General features: G+C 60.7%; 13 protein-coding genes. 11 read left to right on the plus strand and 2 right to left on the minus strand.

Features of this window, described 5'->3' with window-relative positions; translation table 11 throughout:
• Positions 1 to 53 precede the first annotated feature (53 nt).
• Both GO499_RS03725 and GO499_RS03730 read right to left on the minus strand, forming a co-directional pair.
• Complete coding sequence (locus GO499_RS03725) at positions 54 to 1,031, minus strand: HpcH/HpaI aldolase/citrate lyase family protein (protein WP_161860926.1); 978 nt, start codon at positions 1,029 to 1,031, stop codon at positions 54 to 56.
• 114 nt (positions 1,032 to 1,145) lie between these two features.
• Complete coding sequence (locus GO499_RS03730) at positions 1,146 to 1,790, minus strand: response regulator transcription factor (RefSeq protein WP_284154883.1); 645 nt, start codon at positions 1,788 to 1,790, stop codon at positions 1,146 to 1,148.
• 203 nt (positions 1,791 to 1,993) lie between these two features.
• On the opposite strand from GO499_RS03730, the gene GO499_RS03735 reads away from it, so the two are divergent.
• The 11 genes from GO499_RS03735 to GO499_RS03785 all read left to right on the plus strand — a co-directional run bounded on the left by GO499_RS03735 (position 1,994) and on the right by GO499_RS03785 (position 14,193).
• Positions 1,994 to 3,238, plus strand: coding sequence for a pyridoxal-phosphate-dependent aminotransferase family protein (locus GO499_RS03735; RefSeq protein WP_161860927.1), 1,245 nt, complete (start codon positions 1,994 to 1,996; stop codon positions 3,236 to 3,238).
• Positions 3,239 to 3,248: 10 nt separating this feature from the next.
• Positions 3,249 to 4,448, plus strand: a complete 1,200-nt coding sequence (locus GO499_RS03740; protein ID WP_161860928.1) for a malate--CoA ligase subunit beta — start codon at positions 3,249 to 3,251, stop codon at positions 4,446 to 4,448.
• The gene (gene sucD / locus GO499_RS03745) at positions 4,445 to 5,329 is read left to right on the plus strand and encodes a succinate--CoA ligase subunit alpha (RefSeq protein WP_161860929.1); all 885 of its coding nucleotides are present in this window, start codon (positions 4,445 to 4,447) and stop codon (positions 5,327 to 5,329) included. Before GO499_RS03740 ends, sucD begins: the two co-directional genes overlap by 4 nt.
• A gap of 10 nt (positions 5,330 to 5,339) precedes the next feature.
• On the plus strand, positions 5,340 to 6,311 hold the full coding sequence (locus GO499_RS03750) for a 2-hydroxyacid dehydrogenase (protein ID WP_161860930.1): 972 nt from the start codon (positions 5,340 to 5,342) through the stop codon (positions 6,309 to 6,311).
• A 355-nt stretch (positions 6,312 to 6,666) separates the two neighbouring features.
• Complete coding sequence (locus tag GO499_RS03755; RefSeq protein WP_161860931.1) at positions 6,667 to 7,692, plus strand: LacI family DNA-binding transcriptional regulator; 1,026 nt, start codon at positions 6,667 to 6,669, stop codon at positions 7,690 to 7,692.
• A gap of 124 nt (positions 7,693 to 7,816) precedes the next feature.
• The gene (locus GO499_RS03760) at positions 7,817 to 9,121 is read left to right on the plus strand and encodes an ABC transporter substrate-binding protein (protein ID WP_161860932.1); all 1,305 of its coding nucleotides are present in this window, start codon (positions 7,817 to 7,819) and stop codon (positions 9,119 to 9,121) included.
• Positions 9,122 to 9,231: 110 nt separating this feature from the next.
• The gene (locus GO499_RS03765) at positions 9,232 to 10,098 is read left to right on the plus strand and encodes a carbohydrate ABC transporter permease (RefSeq protein WP_161860933.1); all 867 of its coding nucleotides are present in this window, start codon (positions 9,232 to 9,234) and stop codon (positions 10,096 to 10,098) included.
• 12 nt (positions 10,099 to 10,110) lie between these two features.
• Entirely contained in the window at positions 10,111 to 10,941 is an 831-nt protein-coding gene (locus GO499_RS03770) for a carbohydrate ABC transporter permease (protein WP_161860934.1), read from the plus strand.
• 11 nt (positions 10,942 to 10,952) lie between these two features.
• Positions 10,953 to 11,960, plus strand: a complete 1,008-nt coding sequence (locus tag GO499_RS03775) for an ABC transporter ATP-binding protein (protein WP_161860935.1) — start codon at positions 10,953 to 10,955, stop codon at positions 11,958 to 11,960.
• Positions 11,957 to 12,727, plus strand: coding sequence for an L-iditol 2-dehydrogenase (locus GO499_RS03780; protein ID WP_161860936.1), 771 nt, complete (start codon positions 11,957 to 11,959; stop codon positions 12,725 to 12,727). Before GO499_RS03775 ends, GO499_RS03780 begins: the two co-directional genes overlap by 4 nt.
• The gene (locus tag GO499_RS03785) at positions 12,727 to 14,193 is read left to right on the plus strand and encodes a mannitol dehydrogenase family protein (protein WP_161860937.1); all 1,467 of its coding nucleotides are present in this window, start codon (positions 12,727 to 12,729) and stop codon (positions 14,191 to 14,193) included. Before GO499_RS03780 ends, GO499_RS03785 begins: the two co-directional genes overlap by 1 nt.
• Positions 14,194 to 14,195: the final 2 nt, after the last annotated feature.

A 14,195-nucleotide genomic window follows, 5' to 3' on the forward strand; every position in this document is an offset into this window, starting at 1 on the left:
TGGATGACGGGCGCGGGGTGAGGCCGCGCCCGTCAGCTTTGCATTCGCCGATGTCAGTGGTCGGCGATATGTTTTGCCTTTTCCACCAGCACTTCCGCCTGCCGGATCGAGGCATAATCGATCAGCCGGCCATCGAGCGAGACGGCACCCTTGCCGGCCTTCTCGGCCTCAGCCATCGCTTCGAGGATGCGCTTGGCCTTGGTGATGTCCTCTTCCGAGGGGCTCATGACCTCGTTGGCCAGCGCGATCTGGCTGGGGTGGATCGCCCATTTGCCTTCGCAGCCCAGCACGGCGGCGCGGTTGGCGGCGGCGATGTAGCCCTCCTTGTCCTGGAAATCGCCGAACGGGCCGTCAATGGGCCGCAGGCCGTTGGCACGGCAGGCGACGACCATGCGGGCGAGGGCGTAGTGCCACATGTCGCCCCAGTGCACGGCGCGGCTGCCGTCATCTGCTGGATCGGTCAGCACGGAATAATCCTTGTTGACGCCGCCGATGATCGTGGTGCGCGCGCGGGTCGAGGCGGCATAGTCGGCGACACCGAAATGCAGGCTCTCGTTCCGCTTCGACGCGGATGCGATCTCGTGCACGTTCTGCATCCCCAGCGCGGTCTCGATGATGTGCTCGAAGCCGATGCGCTTCTTGTAGCCCTTGGCGTCCTCGATCTGGGTCACCAGCATGTCGACGGCATAGACATCCGCCGCAGTGCCGACCTTGGGCACCATGATGAGGTCGAGGCGTTCGCCCGCCTGTTCGACGATGTCGACCACGTCGCGATACATGTAATGGGTGTCGAGGCCGTTGATGCGGATCGACATGGTTTTCTTGCCCCAGTCGACTTCGTTCAGAGCCTTGATGATATTTTTGCGAGCCTGTTCCTTCTCATCGGGAGCGACGGCATCCTCAAGGTCAAGGAAGATCACGTCCACATCCGATGCGGCAGCTTTTTCGAACATGTTCGGCTGGGAGCCGGGCACCGCAAGCTCGCTGCGGTTCAGACGGGCGGGGGCCTGTTCGATGGTGTGGAAACTCATATGTCTGTTGTCCTCTTTGTAGTGGTTATTGAAGTTTGGCGTCAGGTTGGCCCGACGGGGCAAAGGTCTGTCAAGGCGGAATGCCGGAAAGGCGGGCATTCCGCGACGAGAGTCTTAGGGATCGCCGGATGAAGGCATTCGGGAGGCGTAGTAGAAGGCGATTGCCTGCGCGCGATTTCGTACCGAGAGCTTGTCATAAAGGTTGGAGAGGTGGAACTTGACGGTGTTGGTCGAGATCTCCAGTTCGGCGGCAAGCTGGCGGTTGGTGAGCCCTTTGGACAGGGCTTCCAGGATCGTGCGTTCCTTGCGGGATAAGGTGCGGATCGGGTCGTGCTGAAGTTCGCGGACGTCAACATAAGGGAAGACCATCTTGCCCTCGGCGACGCTGGCGCAGGTTTCCAGCAGGGTTTCGACCGGAGCGGAACGGGGGGTGAAGCCGGCGGCGCCGGCGGCCATGGCGACGCGGGGCAGGTCCGCCCGGTCCTCGCCGTAGACGACGAGGCGGGGGGCCGCTTCCTGCGCGCGAAGGACCTCTATGAGTTTTGCGCCGCCGAGGGCAGGAAGGTTCCACTCGATCACGCCGACCTTGACGGGGACGCGCATGGCGGTGCCGAGGAAGCCCTCGGCAGTAGCTGCGGTGGCGACGAGCGAGAAGCGTGAGTCGCGCTCGAAGATCTGGGACATTGCTGAGAGGACGAGGGGGTTGCTGTCGGCCAGCATGATGTCGATTTTGCCCTTTGGCGCCGGATTTTGCGACATTTGAACTAATCCTCCTCCCCAAAACCTACCCATATGGGTGGTGTCAAATCGGTATACAGCCGTATTCCCACACTTTCGGGCAGGAATTTTACTACGCTTTTAGCTGCCCAAAGGCAGGAGTAAGGGATGTTGTGAATGAGCGCAAGAAAATTACATTCACGCCAGACATCGCAAGATTTTATTACTCAGGGAGCCTAACGCAGATGACCGACACGATCTTCCCCCAACTTGAAATTCCCGAAACACTGGCGGCCGGGCCCGGACCTGGAAATACCGACCCGCGCGTGCTGGAGCGATTTTCCAAGGCGGGTGTCGCCGACCATATGCAACCCGACGTACTGCGCGGGATGGTCGAGGCGAAGCACATGCTGCGCCAAGTCTGGGGCACGAAGAATATCCACACTTTCGGCGTGGCAGGTACCGGCTGGAGCGGGCTTGACTGCATGATGAGCGCGATCATGCCCGGCGACACGGTCGTGGCGTTCGTGAACGGTACGTTCTCGGGCATTGATGGCTTGACGATCCGGATGAAGGCGGCGACGGCAGAGGAACTGGCGGTGGATTCGCTGAACCCGAAGCCTGCTGGTGTGCAGATCATCGAGATCCCGCATGGCCAGTCCGTGAGCGGCGAGATCGTCGAAAAGGCCTTGGCCGAGCATAAGCCTAAATGGGCCTTCATGGCCCATTGGGAAACCGGCTCCGGCCGTGTGAACGATCTTGCAGGCTTCGCGGAAGCCTGCGAACGCCATGGCGCGCTGGGGCTCGTCGATGCCGTCTCCTCCCTGGGCGTCAGCGACTTTGCGATCGACGACTACCCCGGCGTCGCCGCCTGGGCCTCCTGCCCTCAGAAGGGCATCTGCTGCCTACCGCTGACGTATGCGCCGGTGAGTTTCTCCGATCGCTACATCGCGGAACTGAAAAAGAGCGGCACAAGGACTTTCGTGCATCACCCGATCATGGAAGCACGGCATTGGGGGATCGTGGATGGCAAGGACGTGGATAAGCCGGTCTATCACCGCACCCACTCCGCTTATGCCGTGGCCGCGTTTCACGAAGCACTGCGCATCGCACTGACGGAAACGGTGGCGGACCGGGCGAAGAGTTATGCCCACCACGAGGCAGCACTGCGCGACGCGGTGGAGGCTATGGGCTGCGAGGTGACTTCCAACATGACCAGCCTGATCGTTCTGAACCTGCCGGGCAAACTGGCTGGCCGCGAAATGGAGTTGGTGCAATCCTGCCGCGCAAAGGGCTTTGGCATCTGGCCGACCCTTTCCGAGCCGGTTCAGGTGCGGATCGGCATCCTGAACCAGCTCAACGAGCCGGCAGTGACCGATATCGCGCTGCGGTTTGCACAGGCGATGAACGACTTCGGGGCAGAGATCGACCTTGAAGCTGTCGAAGAGAGACTGAAGACGCATTACGCCACGCGAATGGCGGCGGAATAAGGGGGAAGAAATGGACATCCATGAGTACCAGGCGAAAGAGCTGCTTTCGAAATTCGGGGTGGAGGTGCTTCCGGGCGCGCTTGCCTATAGCCCCGAACAGGCGGCCTATCGTTCCCGCGAACTGGGTGGTGACGCATGGGTGGTCAAGGCGCAGGTTCACGCCGGCGGCCGCGGCAAGGCGGGCGGCGTGAAATTCTGCCGCTCCGACGCGGAAATCCAGACGGCCTGCGAGGCGATGTTCGGACAGAAGATCGTGACGCATCAGACCGGACCGGAGGGCAAGGGCATCTACCGGGTCTACGTGGAGGCGGCGGCGCAGATTGCGCGGGAAGTCTATCTTGGCTTTGTACTCGACCGTTCGAGCCAGCGAGTGATGATCGTCTGCTCCGGGGAAGGTGGGATGGAGATCGAGGAGATTTCCGAGGAGCGTCCGGACAGTATCATCCGTGCGACGGTGGAACCGGCGGTCGGCCTGCAAGCCTTCCAGTGCCGCGAGATTGCCTTTGCGCTGAAGCTTGACCCGGCAGTGGTGCAGAGCTTCGTCCGGACACTGATGGGCTGCTACCGCGCCTTCCGGGACCTCGATTCGACCATGGTCGAGATCAACCCGCTGGTGGTGACGGAAGAAGGGCGGATCCTGGCGCTGGATGCGAAGATGACGTTCGATGACAATGCGCTGTTCCGGCATCCGCAGGTTGCAGAACTGCGCGACAAGAGCCAGGAGGACCCGCGCGAATGCAGGGCGGCGGATCGGGGGCTTTCCTACGTCGGCCTCGACGGCAATATCGGCTGCATCGTCAACGGTGCCGGGCTGGCGATGGCGACGATGGACACCATCAAGCTGGCGGGAGGCGAGCCTGCCAACTTCCTCGACATCGGCGGCGGCGCCACGCCAGAGCGGGTGGCCAAGGCCTTCAGATTGGTGATGTCGGACAAGAACGTTCAGGCGGTGCTGGTCAACATTTTTGCCGGGATCAACCGCTGTGACTGGGTGGCGGAAGGCGTGGTTCAGGCACTGACGGAGAACCCGGTGGACATACCGGTGATTGTCCGGCTCTCCGGCACGAATGTGGAGGAGGGGCAGAAGATCCTGGCAAAGAGCGGGTTACCGATCATTCGCGCCTCCACCCTGAGCGAGGCGGCGGAACGGGCGGTGGGCGCCTGGAAGCATGATTCCACCAAGGGTACGAAAATGAGGGCAGCATCATGAGCATTTTGCTGGACGGATCCACCAAAGTCATAGTGCAGGGGATCACGGGCAAGATGGCCCGGTTTCACACACGGGAAATGCTGGACTACGGCACCCACGTCGTCGCCGGCGTGGTGCCGGGCAAGGGTGGCGAGACTGCAGAGGGCGTGCCGGTGTATGACACCGTTGCGCAGGCGGTCGAGGCGACAGGCGCGGAGGCAAGCCTCGTGTTTGTGCCGCCGCCATTTGCGGCCGACAGCATCATGGAGGCTGCCAACGCCGGTATCCGCTACTGCGTCTGCATTACCGACGGAATTCCGGCGCAGGACATGATTGCCGTAAAGCGGTACATGTGGCGGTTTCCGAAAGAACGGCGGATGATCCTGACAGGACCGAACTGCGCGGGCACGATCAGCCCCGGCAAGGCGATGCTGGGGATCATGCCGGGCCACATCTACATGGCGGGCAACGTCGGTATCGTCGGACGTTCCGGGACCCTGGGCTACGAGGCGGCTTCGCAACTGAAGGAGCGGGGGATCGGTATCTCGACCTCCGTTGGCATCGGCGGCGACCCTATCAACGGCTCTTCCTTCAAGGACATCCTCATGCATTTCGAGGACGACGACGACACCGAGATCGTCTGCATGATCGGTGAGATCGGCGGCCCACAGGAAGCCGAGGCGGCAGAATACGTGCGTGACCACATGACAAAACCGGTGGTTGCCTATGTGGCCGGGCTGACGGCGCCGAAGGGGCGCACGATGGGCCATGCCGGGGCCATCATTTCGGCCTTCGGCGAAAGTGCTTCGGAGAAAGTTGAAATCCTGACGCAGGCGGGGGTCACGGTTGCCGAACACCCCGCGGAGATCGGGGAAACAATCGCGCGGGTCATTGCCGCGTAAGGAGGAAAAGATGGGATTGCCTAGCCTTTTCGTGACCCGCCGCCTTCCGCCGGCGGTGGAAGCCAGGTTGTCGGAGCGTTTCGACGTGACGATCAACCAGAGGGATGCACAGCTGAAGACGGAGGATTTCCGACAGGCGATTTCCGGGTTCGATGCGGTGTTGCCAACTGTGACCGACAAGTTCTGCAGCCGGGCGCTGGAAGTCCGGAATCCGCAGGCGAAGATCCTTGCGAATTATGGCGTGGGATACAGCCACATCGACACTGAAGCGGTTTCCCGGCTGTCGATTGCAGTGACCAATACGCCGGATGTTCTATCCGAGTGTACGGCTGATCTTGCCGTGATGCTGATGCTGATGGCGGCACGGCGAGCGGTCGAGGGTGAACACGAGGTTCGGTCCGGTGCCTGGACGGGCTGGCGGCCAACGCATCTGATGGGAAGGAAGGTTTCCGGCAAGGTGCTGGGGATCATCGGCTTCGGGCGGATCGGCCAGGAGGTGGCGCGGCGGGCGCATCATGGCTTCGGCATGGACATCCTTGTCTACAACCGCAGCGCGGTGGCGGTGGAGAAACTGGCGGCTGTCGGCGCGCGGCAGGTCGAGACGATCGACGCGCTTCTGCCCGAATGCGATTTCGTATCCCTACATTGCCCAGGCGGTGCGGAAAATCGCCACCTGATCGACGCGCGGCGGCTGGGGCTGATGAAGGCAGATGCCTTCCTGATCAACACGGCGCGCGGCGAGATCATCGACGAGGCAGCGCTGGCGCAGGCCTTGATCTTCGAGACAATCGGGGGCGCGGCGCTGGACGTGTTCGACGGTGAGCCGCGTGTGAGCGCGGAACTGCGTGCCTGTGAAAACCTGGTGATGTTGCCACATCTTGGCAGCGCGACACGGGAGGCGAGGGAGGCGATGGGATTCCGGGCGATGGAAAACCTTGTCGATTTCTTCGAAGGCCGTGAACCGCGCGACAGGGTGGCCTGAACCGGGCTTGCCAGCTTTCGCGATGCGGGCTTCTCTCTCCAGTGTGCCCGTGACGTGATGGCCGGCGAAACGCCGATCTCTTTCTTCCTTCCGCTTCCTGGGGATGATTTGAGAGAGCAGGCGAAGACGGAGGGCAGGGGTTTTCCTGCCCTCCTTTTTTTTGTTCAATAAGAGCCGGATAGAGTTTTGCAATCGTGCTAGAAGCTTGACCGGCGGCTCCGGGCATCTCTATTGTCGGCTATAAAAATTGACGCGCGCAAACTTTCGCTGCGTGAAAATGTGGCGCAATGAGAGCGGGCGAAGGCTTTGCCGGTGAATGTGGGGGCGACAGAACCCCTTTCGGAAAGCAGGGGACATGGACAGTCAGAAGATCAGGACGATGGAGGAGTTCGCGGCTCTCAGCGGCATATCGCGTCCAACTGTATCAAAGTATTTCAATGATCCGAGCAGCGTGAGGGATTCCACCCGTAGCCGGATCGAGCGGGCGCTGGAGCAATACGACTACCGCCCCAATATCTTTGCCATCAACCAGAACCGCAAGTTGACAAAGACCATAGGCATTCTTGTGCCCTACCTGGCCGACCCGTTCTTCGCCGAGATCGTGCGTAACATCGAATGGCGCTGCATCGAGGCCGGGTACTTGCCGATCCTGTTTTCATCGCATGGTGAGCAGGACCTTGAAGTCAACGCGTTGGAGACCTTGAAATCGCTGAAACCCGCCGGCGCGCTTCTGGCCCCGTTGGGGCGAGCATCGGATCTGGAGGCCCTGAAGAAGTTTGTCGATGAAGTGCCAACCGTGATCTTCGACAGCGACGTCGAAGTCGGCGAAACCTTTGTGGGCTTGGATAATTTTCAGAGCATCGGGCTGATGGTCGAGTATCTTTGCAGCACCGGTTCTCCCCCCTGTTTCCTGGAGATGCCGCCCGTCAACCCGAACGCACGAAAGCGCAGACAGGCTTATCGTCAGACAATGGAGAAGTTGGGGCTTGAGCCGCAGATCATCCATGTGGAGCAGGAAACATGGGACTTCGAGCGGGTCGGTCTGACCGAAGGCAAACGGCTTATCCAGGAGCGGTTGATACCTTCAGACACCGTCCTGTGCAGCAATGACAGGATTGCCATCGGCCTTCTGGCCGCTGCCTACGAGAGCGGGTTGCGTGTCGGGCGGGGGCCGGGCTGCGCGATGCGGATCGCCGGCCATGATGATCATCCCTGGTCTCGTTTCACCAGCCCTTCGCTGACTACCGTGGCGCAGGACTATGAATCGATTGCGCGGGGCAGTTTCGAGGCGTTGTTCGTGCTGATGGAGGCGGGATTCAGTAGCCATGAGCGCAATGCGACCTATTTCGAAGGCAAGTTGATATTGCGATCTTCGGCGTAAGCGTAAGGCCGCTCCTGGCCATTGATCGGGTCAAAACTTTACGCGCGTAAAAAAATATTTGACTTGGCCGCAGTTAAGTTGGTACCTGAGTTCCAATAACACTGGATAATCTGGGAGGATTACGATGAGACTGAATCACGCATTCTGTGCGGCGTCGGCGCTTGCGCTCTTGGCAGGTGCTGCAACGGCACAGACGACCGTTACCATCGCGACAGTGAACAACGGCGACATGATCCGCATGCAGGGTCTGAGTGACGAGTTCACGGCGGCAAACCCCGATATCACACTGGAGTGGGTCACGCTGGAGGAGAACGTGCTTCGTCAGCGCGTGACGCAGGACATCGCCTCCAATGGCGGGCAGTTCGACGTGATGACAATCGGCACCTATGAAGTTCCGATCTGGGGCAAGCAGGGGTGGCTGGTCTCGCTGAACGATCTGCCGGCCGAGTGGGATGCCGATGACATCCTGCCTGCGATCCGCGGTGGTCTGACTGTCGATGGTGAACTATATGCGGCACCATTCTATGGCGAAAGCTCCATGGTCATGTACCGGAAGGACCTGATGGAAGCGGCAGGCATGGAAATGCCCGAAGCGCCGACTTGGGACGACATCGCCAAGGCTGCCGAAGCGATGACGGACAAGGACAACGAAGTGTATGGCATCTGCCTGCGCGGCAAGGCCGGCTGGGGCGAGAATATGGCCTTCCTGTCTGCCATGGCCAACAGCTTTGGCGGCAAATGGTTCGATGAGGACTGGCAGGCCCAGTTCGACAGCGAGGCCTGGGCGAACACGCTCAACACCTACATGGACCTGATGAACAACTACGGACCTCCGGGCGCTTCCACGAACGGCTTCAACGAGAACCTCTCGCTGTTCCAGCAGGGCAAGTGCGGCATGTGGATCGACGCAACGGTTGCGGCTTCCTTCGTGACCAATCCCAATGACTCCACGGTTGCCGATCAGGTCGGTTTCGCCCTCGCGCCGGACAACGGCCTCGGCAAACGCGGCAACTGGTTGTGGGCATGGTCCCTCGCCGTTCCGGCAGGCTCGGATGCCACAGATGCAGCCAAGAAGTTCGTGGCCTGGGCGACGAGCAAGGAATACACCGCGCTGGTAGCCGAGAACGAAGGCTGGGCGAACGTTCCGCCGGGCACACGTACTTCCCTTTACGAAAACGCCGAGTACCAGAAGGTGCCGTTTGCGGAAATGACGCTGAATTCCATCAATTCCGCGGATCCGACGCAGCCGACTGTCGACCCGGTGCCGTACACGGGCGTGCAGTTCGTGGCGATCCCCGAGTTCGCTGGTATTGCCACCCAGGTGGGCCAGGAATTCTCGGCCGCCCTTGCGGGCCAGCAGTCCGTCGAGGAAGCGCTTGAGAAGGCCCAGGCGATCACCGTCGACGAAATGGAAGCCGCAGGTTACTGAGGTTCCTCCCCGGCCGGGGGGTGTGGCGTCAGCCCGCCCCCCGTCTCTTTCTATTTGCATGAATTGCGCGGCCTGAGGGCCTCTGGCCCGGCTTTCCGAGGAGAGACGAAATGGCGACCCAGCAATCCCGATCCGCAGCAAGACTGATGATGGCACCGGCAGTGATACTGCTGCTCGGCTGGATGCTCGTGCCGCTCATCATGACGCTCTACTTTTCCTTCAAGCGCTACCTGCCGCTGCGCGGTGGCGATCTTGGTTGGGTAGGTTTCGAAAACTACGTTCGTTTTGTCACATCTTCGGCGTTCTGGCCAAGCGTGCAGGCGACCCTGATCATCGTCGGGGGAGTGCTGCTGATCACCATCATTCTCGGTGTTCTGCTAGCCATCCTGCTCGATCAGCCGATGTGGGGGCAGGGGATCGTACGTATTCTCGTCATCGCGCCGTTTTTCGTGATGCCCACCGTCTCCGCGCTTGTGTGGAAAAACATGTTCATGGACCCGGTGAACGGGCTGTTCGCCCATTTGTGGCAGTTCTTCGGACTGACGCCGGTGGAGTGGCTGAGCCAGGCATCGCTGACTTCGATCATCATGATCGTCTCCTGGCAGTGGCTGCCATTTGCCACGCTGATCCTGCTGACGGCGATCCAGTCGCTTGACAGCGAACAGCTGGAGGCGGCGGAGATGGATGGTGCGCCGGTGATTTCCCGTTTCGGCTATATCATCCTGCCACACCTTTCGCGGGCCATCACCATCGTGGTGTTGATCCAGACCATCTTCCTGTTGTCCGTCTTCGCGGAAATTTTCGTGACGACGCAGGGCTCCTTCGGAACCCGGACGCTGACCTATCTGATCTACCAGCGCGTGCTGGAGAGCCAGAACATCGGGCTCGGCTCCGCCGGGGGTATCTATGCCGTCATACTTGCCAACATTCTCGCAATCTTCCTGATGCGGATCGTCGGCAAGAATCTGGACGCGTGAGGAGGAAACGCCATGGCACGCTCTGTTACGAACAGCCGCAAGACGATCAACACGATTGCCGCATGGGCGGTGGGTTTGCTGATCTTCTTCCCGATCCTCTGGACCATCCTGACAAGCTTCAAGACCGAGGCGACGGCGATTGCCGACCCGCCTGTGTTCCTGGCCTTCGACTGGACTCTGGAGAACTACCGCATCGTCATGGAGCGCTCCGACTACATGCGCTTCCTGACCAACTCCATCATCATCGCGGGCGGATCGACCATCCTCGGGCTGATCGTGGCGATCCCGGCGGCGTGGTCGATGGCCTTCGTGCCATCCAAGAGAACCAAGGACATTCTGCTGTGGATGCTGTCCACAAAGATGTTGCCGGCGGTGGGCGTCCTGTACCCGATCTACCTGCTGTTCATCAAGCTGGGGCTGCTGGACAGCCGGATGGGCCTGACGATCGTGCTGATGCTGATCAACCTGCCGATCATCGTGTGGATGCTCTATACCTATTTCCGCGAAATTCCTGGTGAGATTCTGGAAGCTGCGCGGATGGATGGGGCGACACTTCGGGACGAGATCATCTATGTCCTGACACCGATGGCGGTGCCGGGGATCGCGTCGACGTTGTTGCTGAACTTCATCCTTGCCTGGAACGAAGCCTTCTGGACGCTGAACCTGACAGCGGCCAAGGCGGCACCGCTCACGGCCTTCATCGCGAGTTACTCAAGCCCTGAGGGACTCTTCTATGCCAAGCTTTCCGCAGCTTCGACGATGGCGATTGCACCCGTGCTGATCCTCGGCTGGTTCAGCCAGAAACAGCTCGTTCGTGGTCTGACATTCGGCGCAGTCAAATAAGGATAAAGAAAATGGGACGTATCACGCTTAACCAAGTCACGAAGTCCTTTGGCGAAGTCAATGTCATCCCGCCGCTGGACCTGACCATAGAAGACGGTGAGTTTGTCGTCTTCGTCGGGCCTTCGGGTTGCGGCAAGTCTACCCTGCTGCGGCTGATCGCCGGGCTGGAGGATGTTTCGGGCGGCGACATAGAGATTGACGGAAAGAACGCGACAGCACTGCCACCGGCCAAGCGGTCGCTGGCGATGGTGTTTCAATCCTACGCGCTCTACCCGCATATGTCCGTTCGCAAGAACATCGCCTTTCCTTTGCGGATGGCGAAGCTCGACAAAGAAGAACAGGACAAGCGGGTGGAAGGGGCCGCGCGTGTGCTGAACCTGACGGACTATCTGGACCGGCGCCCGGGCCAGCTTTCGGGGGGGCAGCGGCAGCGCGTGGCCATCGGCCGGGCAATCGTGCGGGAGCCCGCGGCGTTCCTGTTCGATGAGCCGCTTTCGAACCTCGATGCTGCGCTGAGGGTTGGAATGCGGCTCGAGATCTCGGAACTGCACAAGCGACTGGCGACGACGATGATCTATGTGACGCACGACCAGGTGGAAGCCATGACGATGGCCGACAAGATCGTGGTGCTGCAGGCGGGGTTGATCGAGCAGGTCGGCAGCCCGCTGGAGCTATACAAGGCACCGCGCAACCGGTTCGTTGCCGGGTTTATCGGCTCTCCAAAGATGAACATCTTCGAGGGACCGCTGGCGGCCCAGCACGGGGCTCATGCCATCGGAGTTCGGCCAGAACATATCGCGGTCTCTTCTGAAGCCGGTTCCTGGGCAGGGGTGGTTGGCGTTTCAGAGCATCTCGGCTCCGACACGTTTTTTCACGTGAACTGCGAGGGCATCGACGATCCGATCACCGTGCGTGCGGGGGGCGAAGTCGATATCCACTACGGGGACAAGGTGTTCCTGACGCCGGAAGCAGGACAGATCCACAAGTTCGATGCGCAGGGGTTGAGGATCGTTGAATGAGGCTGAAGGGAAAGGTGGCGCTTGTCACCGGTGGCGCGCGCGGGATCGGGCGGGCCATTTGCGAGGCCTATGCGGCTGAGGGCGCGCGGGTCGCCGTGGCCGACCGTCTGACGGCAGAGGCGGTGGAGACCGCGAAGGCTTTGGGCGAAGCGGGCATGGCGGTGACGATGGATGTCACTGACTTGGCTGCTATCCGAGAAGGTGTTGCGGCGGTTGAGGCTGAATTTGGCGGTATCGACATCCTTGTGAACAATGCCGGGATCTTCAACATGGGGTCAATCGAGGAAGTTACCGCCGAGGATTACCGACGCCAGTACGACGTCAATGTCGGTGGCACGATTTTTGCCATTCAGGCTGTTGTGCCGGGTATGAAGAAGCGGGGCAGGGGCGGGGCGATCATCAACTTCTCGTCGCAGGCCGGAAGGCGGGGCGAGCCGAACATCGTGCTGTATTGCTCGACAAAGGCGGCGGTGATCTCTGTCACGCAATCGCTGGCGTTGGAATTGGCGAAGGACAGAATTCGCGTCAATGCGATTGCGCCGGGTGTGATCGATACGCCGATGTGGGATATTGTCGATGCCCAGTTTGCGCAGTATGAGAACCGGCAACCCGGCGAGAAGAAGCGCATCGTCGGCGAGGCCGTGCCGCTGGGATACATGGGGAAACCAGAGGATATCGCGGGACCGTGCGTGTTTCTGGCCTCCGATGATGCGGCCTACGTGACGGCGCAGACGCTGAACGTCGATGGCGGGAACTGGATGAACTGATGAAACTTTCGAACGCAACCCTCAAGGATCTGCCGGACGGCGTGATTGTTCCAGAGTATGACCGTTCGAAGTTGACACCCGGAATTGTGCATATCGGTCTCGGCAATTTCCACCGCGGACATCAGGCATGGTATCTGCACCGGCTGTTTCAGCAGAAATTATGCATGGACTGGGCGATCATCGGCGCCGGTGTCCGGGCCTATGATGCAGCGCAACGCGAGAAGATGGCCGCGCAGGATTACCTGACGACGTTGATCGAGCTGTCGCCGGACTCCCGTTCCGCCGAGGTGACGGGATCTATGATCGGTTACGTGCCCATCGAAGAGGGTAACGGGCCGTTGATCGAGCAAATGGCCGATCCGGCGATCCGCATTGTCGCGCTGACGGTGACCGAGGGCGGCTACTACATCGACCCGGCAACGAAGGGTTTTGATTCCCGACATGTCGATATCTTGCACGATGCTGCCAACCCGGGATCGCCAAAGACTGCCTTCGGAGCGATGGTCGCGGCGCTGAAACTGCGGCGGGAGCGCGGCATCGGGCCGATTACCGGCCAGAGTTGCGACAATTTGCAGGGCAATGGCGATATTCTGCGGCAGACGCTGGTGTCATTGGCGCGCATGTCGGACCCGGTTCTCGCCGACTGGATCGCCGCCCAGTGCAGTTTTCCGAATTCGATGGTGGATTGCATCGTACCCGCGACGGGGCCAAAGGAGATCGCACTGGCGCGGGAAATCGGCATCGAGGACGCTGTGCCGGTGACGCATGAGAGTTTCCGGCAGTGGGTGATCGAGGATGATTTCTGCGCCGGACGCCCGGACTGGGACAAGGCCGGGGCGACGTTTGCGGACGATGTCCATACCTACGAGGCGATGAAGATCCGGATCCTGAATGCCGGGCACCAGGTCATCGCCAATCCGGGGGAAATACTTTCCGTCGAGACGATCGCGGGCTGCATGGAGCATCCGCGGATCGGGGCGCTGTTCCGCAAGGTGGCGCTGGATGAAATCTCCCCGCATGTTCACGCGGTGCCGGGGATGACGCCCGAGGCCTATGTTGACCTGATAGATTCGCGCTTTTCCAACCCCAAGATCGTCGATACGACGCGGCGGGTGGCGTTCGACGGTTCCTCCCGTCACACCGGGTTCCTGTTGCCGACGGTGCGGGACGCCTTGGCCAAAGGCGGGCAGATATCGGGTTTGGCGCTGGTAGAGGCGATGTGGGCGCGAATGTGCGAAGGCACACGCGAGGATGGCAGCCGTATTGAGCCGAACGATCCGTTCTGGGGAACGCTGACAATCGTGGCAGCAGAGGCGAAGGCCCGGCCGATGGCGTGGCTGGAGCAAAAGCAGCTATACGGTGACCTGGTGGACAATGCAGAGTTCTCCGATGCATTCACGCGCTGGCTGACGGTAATCTGGGCCGATGGCGCCGATACGGCGATGCAGGCCTATCTGCAGAGCTGAAG

The organism is Algicella marina (genome assembly GCF_009931615.1).
In the GTDB taxonomy this organism is placed as follows: domain Bacteria; phylum Pseudomonadota; class Alphaproteobacteria; order Rhodobacterales; family Rhodobacteraceae; genus Algicella; species Algicella marina.

What these genes read in the sequence shown, in the direction of transcription:
- GO499_RS03770 (WP_161860934.1), top strand. Translation starts at nt 10,111, where the DNA reads ATGGCACGCTCTGTTACGAACAGCCGCAAGACGATCAACACGATTGCC.
- GO499_RS03740 (WP_161860928.1), top strand. Translation starts at nt 3,249, where the DNA reads ATGGACATCCATGAGTACCAGGCGAAAGAGCTGCTTTCGAAATTCGGG.
- GO499_RS03735 (WP_161860927.1), top strand. Translation starts at nt 1,994, where the DNA reads ATGACCGACACGATCTTCCCCCAACTTGAAATTCCCGAAACACTGGCG.
- GO499_RS03780 (WP_161860936.1), top strand. Translation starts at nt 11,957, where the DNA reads ATGAGGCTGAAGGGAAAGGTGGCGCTTGTCACCGGTGGCGCGCGCGGG.
- GO499_RS03765 (WP_161860933.1), top strand. Translation starts at nt 9,232, where the DNA reads ATGGCGACCCAGCAATCCCGATCCGCAGCAAGACTGATGATGGCACCG.
- GO499_RS03775 (WP_161860935.1), top strand. Translation starts at nt 10,953, where the DNA reads ATGGGACGTATCACGCTTAACCAAGTCACGAAGTCCTTTGGCGAAGTC.
- GO499_RS03755 (WP_161860931.1), top strand. Translation starts at nt 6,667, where the DNA reads ATGGACAGTCAGAAGATCAGGACGATGGAGGAGTTCGCGGCTCTCAGC.
- GO499_RS03725 (WP_161860926.1), bottom strand. Translation starts at nt 1,031, where the DNA reads ATGAGTTTCCACACCATCGAACAGGCCCCCGCCCGTCTGAACCGCAGC.
- GO499_RS03730 (WP_284154883.1), bottom strand. Translation starts at nt 1,790, where the DNA reads ATGTCGCAAAATCCGGCGCCAAAGGGCAAAATCGACATCATGCTGGCC.
- GO499_RS03750 (WP_161860930.1), top strand. Translation starts at nt 5,340, where the DNA reads ATGGGATTGCCTAGCCTTTTCGTGACCCGCCGCCTTCCGCCGGCGGTG.
- GO499_RS03785 (WP_161860937.1), top strand. Translation starts at nt 12,727, where the DNA reads ATGAAACTTTCGAACGCAACCCTCAAGGATCTGCCGGACGGCGTGATT.
- GO499_RS03760 (WP_161860932.1), top strand. Translation starts at nt 7,817, where the DNA reads ATGAGACTGAATCACGCATTCTGTGCGGCGTCGGCGCTTGCGCTCTTG.
- sucD (WP_161860929.1), top strand. Translation starts at nt 4,445, where the DNA reads ATGAGCATTTTGCTGGACGGATCCACCAAAGTCATAGTGCAGGGGATC.